The sequence below is a fragment of the Candidatus Eisenbacteria bacterium genome, from assembly GCA_005893305.1.
Classification (GTDB): Bacteria; Eisenbacteria; RBG-16-71-46; order SZUA-252; family SZUA-252; genus WS-9.
The window spans coordinates 4888-8959 of sequence record VBOZ01000012.1; the positions used below are offsets into that span (position 1 = coordinate 4888).

Here is a 4072-nt window from a genome sequence, read left to right on the forward strand (position 1 = left end):
GACTCTAACCGTTAGATCCTGACTGACCAGGGAAAATGCTCTTCTGGGCAAGCTCATTAGGTTGGCCTTCCAGCCGCGATTGGGAAGCTCCAAGGAACCGCTAGTATAGAACCAATCAACTACCTGATAGCCCGTGTCCTTCAATGTGGCCAAAGCGGTTTCCTTCGTGAAGTAGTGGATATGGCCGACTGAGGATCTACTCCACAATATGGGTGAACTCCGCAGAACCGTCTGCACCGACAGGTCGAGTGGTAAGTGAAACACCTTGTAACGCCCTCGTTCTCGCAGTCGGCGCAGAAATCCGAAGTAGTCCTCGACGTGCTCGATCACATCGATGGCCATTACAACATCAAACGTGGCATCGCGGTCGTCAAAGAGATCCTTGTGAAGGAATCTTAGGTTGGGCCGCTCTTTCCCCTTGCAGATGGCAAATGCCTGGGGCGAGATCTCGTATCCTGTGAACAACCCTTTCTCCCCATACTCTCTCGCTAGTCGGTTCAGCACCTCTCCCGCTCCACCCAACCTCACATAGAGTCGAAAGTTCAATCCGGTTTCTCCTAAGAAGCCGCCATATCTGCCTGGCCTTCCATGGTGAGTCCTCTTCGTGCCAAGTGGGATTGTTATCAAGGTAGGTCCCATCGCCGTAGATGTTGGCCGCGCTCATTTTTCTGTCACCATTCGACGCGCCCGTCAATCCGAAGTGGAGCTTCGATCTCCGGGGGGGCCAAGACGTGATCTAGATTCCTGATCGATGCATGGCCCACTACCGCCTCCACATGCAGCCACCTGACCGGAGAGAAGATTGCCGCCGCGCGCACGCGCGTCTCTCGCTCAACGACCCCCTGAAACGCGGAAGCGTCCACTTTGCCATCAGTCTTCAGCCACGCATCCCCCACGCGACCTTCACCCTTCCGGCGCCACTCTCCCCGTAGTCGAAATTCCAAGTTCGGCCCCCACTCCAGGGTGGCCTCGCCGCTCAATGCCTGAACATCCGGGCCCAGGACATACCCGGTCGGGAAGCCGTTGTAAGAAAAATCGTGCCGATGCCACACGGAGTAGGTGAAGTTGTTCACTCGCGAATACTCAACCGCGGCACCGATTGCACCTCGCCCCTTCAAGGTCCGGCGCCAGTCCGCACCCGCCTGGTAGCCGAGCATGTCCGGCTTGTAGTCGCTGCTGAACGAATAGTCGTCCATGAGGAACTCGCCGTAGACTCGCCAGCCGGGCCGGAAGCTCCAGGCAACATCTGCGGCCCAGAGCACGTTGTTCTTCCGGAGCAGATCCCCGGTCGAATCGGCCGGCGATACGCCCCCCGATTTCGGTCGCTTCTCCCAGTACGAGTAGGGCACGAACGGGATGAAATATAGAGGTGTCTGGCTGGTCCCATTGAAGCGGGCCAGCTCCGTGAACCCTGCCGTGATCCTGTTACTCGGAGCCCACTCGAGGCGGTGTCCGGCCAAGTAGGTCTCCGGTCCTGGGTCGAGCATAGCGGTGAATTGCGTGTAACGGAGCTTCCGGAACATTCCCGCCTCGAGGCGCAGCATGTCCAGGGCGGGCGCCGCGTCGGAGAGCGCCAGCGTTCCGCTCTGGCCGGGACCCCAACGAAGCCACGTGTGGCCGAAGAGAAATCTGAGCCGGGAGATGGGAAACTCCACGTACGCCTCATTCACGTACGAGTTGAAATTGACACCCTCGATCAGGGAGTTGAAGTCGCCGAAATCGGGGGTTCCGCGTCCTCCCTGCGAGGCTGTTCCCTCATAGAAATTCGCGACGAAGACCGCCGACGTATCGAGAGCCCCAGCAACCGCGACGCCCACGCGATAGTCCCGATTCACGTCGGGACTATTCCTTGGATCGTCCTCGTAGAGCAACGACGCGTACGGTGAGGCCTCGAGCCGCTCGTCGTCCTCGCCTGCGATGGAGATCAGCGACTTTGTCGCTCCGTGCGCCGTGGGGTCCAGAAATCGCAAAGCCCGCTGAAACGCGGGATCTTCCTCCGCACCGCCGCGCGCCTCGGCAAGCCCGCGCAAAAACTCCAGCGCCTCAGCCCTCCGAAGCGGCCGACTCGACAAGAACCGAGGCTGCACGCCCCAGCTCGTCGCCAGCCGCTCGAGATCACGATAGACGGGACTGTCCGTGGGGATGCGCTCTTGGGGCAGATAGGTCGCAAACGCCGGGCTGGCGAAGCAAGGCAACGCGACACTCACGAAGACCGCGGCTAGGAGACGATTCATCGCGGGGCAGGATAGCGGCTCCCCAGCGCCGAGTCCATTGCCGACCCTGCTCCCCCGCGCCGAGTCTGTCGTCCTCCCCGCCCCCCGCGCGGACTCAACCGTTGACCCCGCTCCCTGCGCGTCCCTATGCTCCGCCGATGCGCCTCCGGTGCAGACCCGTGCCGTGGTTCGCCCTGCGTCGGTATGCCCCGCGCGCACGCCAGCACGCTCCCTTACATTCCGCTCGACCACTGGGTGACACCGTTCATCACCGAGGCGATCGGACGCGGCATCCTTCCGGGTCTCTCGCTGGCCGACCGGCCCTACGCTCGGGAAGCCGTCGCGCGAGCGCTCCGCAGCGAACGCGCTCTGGCCGACTCCACTCAGCGCGACTACACGCAGTTCGAGGGTTGGCTCATCGATCGGATTGAAAACGAAGTCGACCCGGCCGAACCGCAGCCGCCGGCCGCGTTCTCCAAGCTTACTGGCGATGCCTCGCTAGGCTTCGGACTGGAAGCGCGCGCCGAAGCGGAAACAGGTGAGGACCAGCGACGCTTCGGCCGGGATTTACCTCAGGGCGCGGCCTCGCCGGCGGGCTTCGATTCCGGATCGACACGGACGGGGGGCAGGTGCCTAACTTCAACGGCCGGCCGTGGCGGCACGGGTGGACGGGGGACGAACGGAACGCGTATCTGCTCGTTCAACTCGGCGCCGCCGACGTCCTCCTGGGCCGCGAGGATCTCCGCTGGGGCGCCTCGGAGAAATCGACGCTCTTACTATCGTCCTACGCGCCTCCCTTCGATCAGATCGGTCTGCGCGTTCACGTCGGGGCGGTGACCGCCTCCTCGTTCTTCTCGAGTCTCGACGACATGACCCTCGACGCGCCGGTGGCGGAGGCGCCGGGGGACACCATCCCGGCCGGCACCAAGATTCTCCGTCACATCAGCGGACACCGGATCCGCTGGCAGGTCAGCCACACGGTGGCGCTCGGAGTCGCGGAGACGGTCGTCTACGGCGGGAAGGACCGCGGCCTCGAGGCGGAGTACACGATTCCGGTCTCGATCTACTACGCGGGCCAGTGGAACAAGGGGAAGAACGACAACGCCCTTCTCTCGTTCACCGGCGAGCTTCGTCCGATTCCGAGCATGGAGCTATACGGCGAGCTGATGATCGACGATGTCCAGTTCGAGCACAAGTCGCCCGCGGACAAGGAGCCGTTCGAGGGTGGGTTCCTCCTCGGGCAGCGCTTCTACAACCCGTTCGGGTTGGACGGCGGGCTCCTGCGCATCGAGTGGGCCAAGGTTCAGCCCTTCACCTACAATCAGGTTCTGCCGTGGAACCGCTACATTTATCAAGGCCAGCCGATCGGATTCGATCTGGGCTCCGACGCGCAGGCGATCGACGTGGAATTCCGCCACTGGGCATCCGAGAAGATCACGTGGTCCATGGCGTACCGATTGGAAGAGCGGGGGCAGACGCGCCTCACCGATCCGTGGCCCGTCCCGATCACTGGACCGGATTCCCTGAATTCATTCCCAGAGTTCGATCACGTCCCGACCGGTACCGTCGAGCGGCGGAACAAGATCTCGAGCGAGCTGTGGATACATCCGCGGCCCGGGATCGATCTCAGATTGGGCGGGGGCTACGTTGACGTGAAGAATCTGGAGAACGTGAAGGGCGATGGGCGGGTCGAGTGGTTTTTCCAGGGCTCGCTTCGATTGAACTGGAGCGGCTGGTTGAGACCGGGAGGAGACTAAGAACGCTCAGCGAGGCGCCCTCTGGGCTGGTTACCCCTCCTCCCGCACCGCCCGCTCCCATGCAAGCCTGAGATCGCCGCGTCGGATCCGCACGGCCCGCTC

At 62.7% G+C, this 4072-nt stretch carries 2 protein-coding genes and 1 pseudogene; 1 reads left to right on the forward strand and 2 read right to left on the reverse strand.

Annotated features, from left to right (window positions below):
* Together E6K79_04320 and E6K79_04325 are read right to left on the reverse strand one after the other, a co-directional pair.
* A pseudogene (locus E6K79_04320) lies at positions 1-664 on the reverse strand (class I SAM-dependent methyltransferase).
* A 7-nt stretch (positions 665-671) separates the two neighbouring features.
* The gene (locus E6K79_04325) at positions 672-2234 is read right to left on the reverse strand and encodes a capsule assembly Wzi family protein (GenBank protein TMQ65562.1); all 1563 of its coding nucleotides are present in this window, start codon (positions 2232-2234) and stop codon (positions 672-674) included.
* 587 nt (positions 2235-2821) lie between these two features.
* Here E6K79_04325 and E6K79_04330 point away from each other — a divergent pair.
* Positions 2822-3970, forward strand: coding sequence for a capsule assembly Wzi family protein (locus E6K79_04330; protein ID TMQ65563.1), 1149 nt, complete (start codon positions 2822-2824; stop codon positions 3968-3970).
* Positions 3971-4072: the final 102 nt, after the last annotated feature.